Source organism: Bacteroides sp. (genome assembly GCA_036351255.1).
In the GTDB taxonomy this organism is placed as follows: Bacteria; Bacteroidota; Bacteroidia; order Bacteroidales; family UBA7960; genus UBA7960.
In genome coordinates this window covers 1-3,820 of record JAZBOS010000085.1, presented here as the reverse complement: position 1 = coordinate 3,820, position 3,820 = coordinate 1, and the positions used below count along the sequence as shown (strand labels likewise).

Below are 3,820 nucleotides of genomic sequence, written 5' to 3'. Positions count from 1 at the left end.
ATTCACCGCAGCTCTTTCAACAAGCCATCCTTGATTTTCTAAAGGAAGTGGTCGGCGAACCGGCAGATGTGGTGACCCTTTCCTTGAGCAGTGAATTTGCTGCCCTTGCTGCACAGGGAAACGATGAATTCTTCCGATCGATTGTGATGCTCTCTCCGACAGGCTTTGATCAGCCCAAGACAGATCGGCTGTCTCAACGAGCAGAAAAGCGCGGCACAAAGAATACAGTATATGCAGGTCTGGCTGTACCATTGTGGAATCGCCCCTTTTTTGACCTGGTTGCAAGCCGACCAAGCATCCAATTCTTCCTCAACAAAAGTTTTGAAGGCCTGGTACCGGAGCGCTTTGTGGATTATGCCTACCAGACCGCGCACCAACCAGGTGCAGAGTTTGCCCCAACCTATTTCTTGAGCGGCAAGCTCTTTACCCAGACAGTGCGGGAAAACGTTTATAAAACATTGGAAACCCCAGTACTGGTGATCTATGATCGCGATCCATACACACGGTTCGATATGCTGCCTATTCTGCTGAAAGAAAAAGAAAACTGGAAAGCAGAACGCGTTTCCCCAACAAAGGGTTTACCCCATTGGGAACAGCCCGAAAAAACCTTCAAAGCAATGGAAGCTTTTTGGTCTGAAGTTTAATCTTGCAGTAATTTTCATATAAGCATTTTTACATAAAAAGATGACAAATTGGCCTGGTAACCTCAGGCCAAGTTTTTTATATTGTATTCAATCTTCCTCAATACTCTAGAGCAAGGTATCTTCATTATGCTTAAAAATCCGTGATTAATTAGGTTAATAGACATAAAAAATTTATAATATTTTAGTTCTTCTCAGGCTAAAGTCCCTTACTCCAAAAAACCATACTCATTAAATTTTCTAGAGAATAGGCAAGCTTTTGCGAAAGCATTCACCACTCACCATTCACCAATCCCTAAATTATCCTGTATACTATAGTTTGATTTTTTCACACCAACAAAAGGATCATCAATGGCAGAACCCATCATTACTGTAAAAAACCTGACCAAGGTCTACCGCGTCCCCGAGCGCGCACCCGGACTGAGCGCATCCATTCGTGGCCTGTTCAAACCCAAATTCCAGGATGTCGAAGCTGTAACCGATATCAACTTCACAATTCAACCTGGAGAGATGGTTGGGCTGATCGGCCCCAACGGCGCCGGCAAAACAACCACCCTCAAAATGTTATCCGGATTGCTATACCCAACACATGGCGAAGCCAAAGTTGCCGACTTTACACCATGGGACCGGAAACCCGAATATCTTCAACGAATCAGCATGGTGATGGGCAACCGCAGTGCAATGAATTGGGACATCCCGCCGCTGGACAGTTTCAGAGTCCTTTCCAAAATCTACAAAGTACCCCAAGACCAATACCAGCATACCCTGGATGAGTTGATCAGCTTGCTGGATATGGAAGCTTTGCTGAAGAAGCCTGTGCGAAACCTTTCATTGGGTGAGCGCATGAAGTGCGAGCTGGTTGCAGGTCTGCTCTACCACCCGGATGTGCTCTTTTTAGATGAACCCACACTTGGGTTGGATGTCGCCATGCAAAGGCGCTTGCGGATTTTCCTCAAGCAGTACAACCAGCAGCACCAGGTAACTGTGATCCTCACCAGCCATTACATGGCTGACGTTTCCGCCTTATGCGAAAGGGTGATGCTGATCCACCACGGCGGGCTCATCTTCGACGGCGCCTTACAAGAACTTGCTGATAAGCTTGCCCCCTTCAAACTGGTCAAACTGCAATTCACCACCCCACCCTCAAACCTGGAAGGGTTTTTAACCCAATTTTCCACAGTTGAATACCTGCCTTCAGAAAATGGTCATCATATATTGCGCGTCTCCCGGTCTGATGTGCCGAAGGTTACCGCAGAAATTCTTTCTAACCTGCCCGTCGCCGACCTTTCAGTCGAAGACCCGCCTATTGAAGCGGTCATTGACCAGATTTACGAGGAGGGAAAAGTATGAATCACCAGGGTGGTTGGGAACTGATTAAGAACACATGGCAATCCTGGCTTCAGCACCGCGGTTTTTTCTTCCTGCTGGCATTTGGGTGGATGCTGCCCTTGCTGGTTTACCTGATGATCTGGTCTGCCGCAGCAAGCGAAGGCTCCCTGACTGGTTTATCACAAGACACTTTAGCGGGCTATTACCTGGTCCTTGTGCTGGTAAACCAGCTGACCTACGCAACCACAAACTGGACGGTTGGCGATAACATCCGCATGGGACAAATCAGCCGATGGTTAATCCAACCCATGTCACCGCTTTACCATGCCCTTTCCTCAGAAATTGCAGGGAAGGTCGTCTTCATGCTCTTTTCTGTCCCTGTGACCGCTGTCCTTGCGCTGATATTCCGACCGCAGTTTAACCTGAGCTGGCAACAAAGCCTATTATTCCTCCCCTCAATTGTGCTTGCCTGGGCTTTGCGCTTCTTCTGGGGCTATTGGTTGGCATTGCTGGCTTTCTGGGCAACACGGGCTGATTCCCTGCTTGCATTACAGGACACCATGATCTTCTTGCTCGGCGGGCACCTGGCACCGATTCGGCTTTTGCCAAATTGGATGCAGTCCCTGGCAAAGATTTTACCTTTTCGATATATGTCCGCTTTTCCCGTGGAAATTTTGACAGGGTTTCTCGATAAAAACGAGATCTTCAGCGGTCTTCTGATCCAGCTTGGCTGGACCATTACAGCTTATCTGCTTTACCGGCTGGTATGGATCCGGGGTGTCCGTCATTACGAGGCAGTTGGAGGTTAAGGATGCAAGGATTGCGATTGATCTTCGAATTTTTCAAAGTCTCCACCCAGGCGGAATTGGCATATCGAGCCAATTTTTTCATCCGCTTTCTAAATGCTATTCTGAATCTGGTCACAGGTGTGCTCAGCCTGACGGTAATTTTCAATCAGGTGGATAGCATCAAGGGTTGGGACTTGCCCTCAGCAATGGCTTTGCTTGGTGTTTACCTGCTGCTTGCTGCCCTTCGAGGGCTTTTTATCGGGCCAAGCCTGGAATCCGTAGCAGGGATGGATGGTGAAATTTGGCAGGGCACCTTTGACTTTACCCTTCTACGCCCTGTGGATAAACAATTTTTAATCAGCTTCCGCCATTGGCGCGTCTTAATGCTGTTTGACCTGTGCCTGGCACTGGGGGTTCTCGGCTATGCCATTCACCTCATGCAAGCCGAACTAACCCTACTCGCAGTGCTGGGATTTATCATCACCTTAATTGCCGGCGTCGCCCTACTGTATGCCGCCCTGCTGGCTTTTTCTGCCCTTGTTTTCTGGAATTCAGGTTTTCTATTTACCTGGATCATAAACGACCTTTTTCAGCTTGCGCGCTACCCGGTGGAACTTTACCCGGGTTGGCTGCGCCTTGTGCTGACGTGGATCATCCCGGTGGGTTTGATGACAACCATCCCTGCCCAGGCACTTTCGGGAAAGCTCTCCTGGCAGTGGTTGATCCTCACCCTCCTGTTTACCATTGGTGCACTGATAGGTGCCTCATGGTTGTTCCGCCAGGGTTTAAAAAAATACACCAGCGCATCAAGCTGATCAAAAAAGCAGCATACTCAGAGGCATCATAGAGAAAACCCTTCACGCCATATTGCCACTTCTCAAGACTGAATGTATGATAAAGACATTATGGATGCTATTTTTCCGGGGTTAAGATGACCCGCAATTATTTTCAATGGCTGATTCTCGCAATATTCTTGTTGGGATTGGTCCTTCCCACCACTGACGCAGACGGCGGATCAGAGTCTGTTGGCGTTCGCATCTTCAATTCTGGTGCGATCAGCTT

At 48.4% G+C, this 3,820-nt stretch carries 4 protein-coding genes; all 4 read left to right on the top strand.

Going from position 1 to position 3,820, the window contains the following annotated elements; translation table 11 throughout:
- Positions 1-644 (top strand): alpha/beta hydrolase (locus V2I46_07935; GenBank protein MEE4177423.1); only part of this gene is annotated, 644 nt, incomplete at its 5' end.
- A 348-nt stretch (positions 645-992) separates the two neighbouring features.
- A complete protein-coding gene (locus V2I46_07930; protein ID MEE4177422.1) occupies positions 993-1,991 on the top strand; it encodes an ATP-binding cassette domain-containing protein in 999 nt (332 codons plus the stop codon).
- On the top strand, positions 1,988-2,779 hold the full coding sequence (locus V2I46_07925; GenBank protein MEE4177421.1) for an ABC-2 family transporter protein: 792 nt from the start codon (positions 1,988-1,990) through the stop codon (positions 2,777-2,779). Before V2I46_07930 ends, V2I46_07925 begins: the two co-directional genes overlap by 4 nt.
- Before the next feature lie 2 nt (positions 2,780-2,781).
- Positions 2,782-3,573: an ABC-2 family transporter protein gene (locus tag V2I46_07920; GenBank protein MEE4177420.1), complete on the top strand. Its 792-nt coding sequence runs from the start codon at positions 2,782-2,784 to the stop codon at positions 3,571-3,573.
- Positions 3,574-3,820 lie beyond the last annotated feature (247 nt).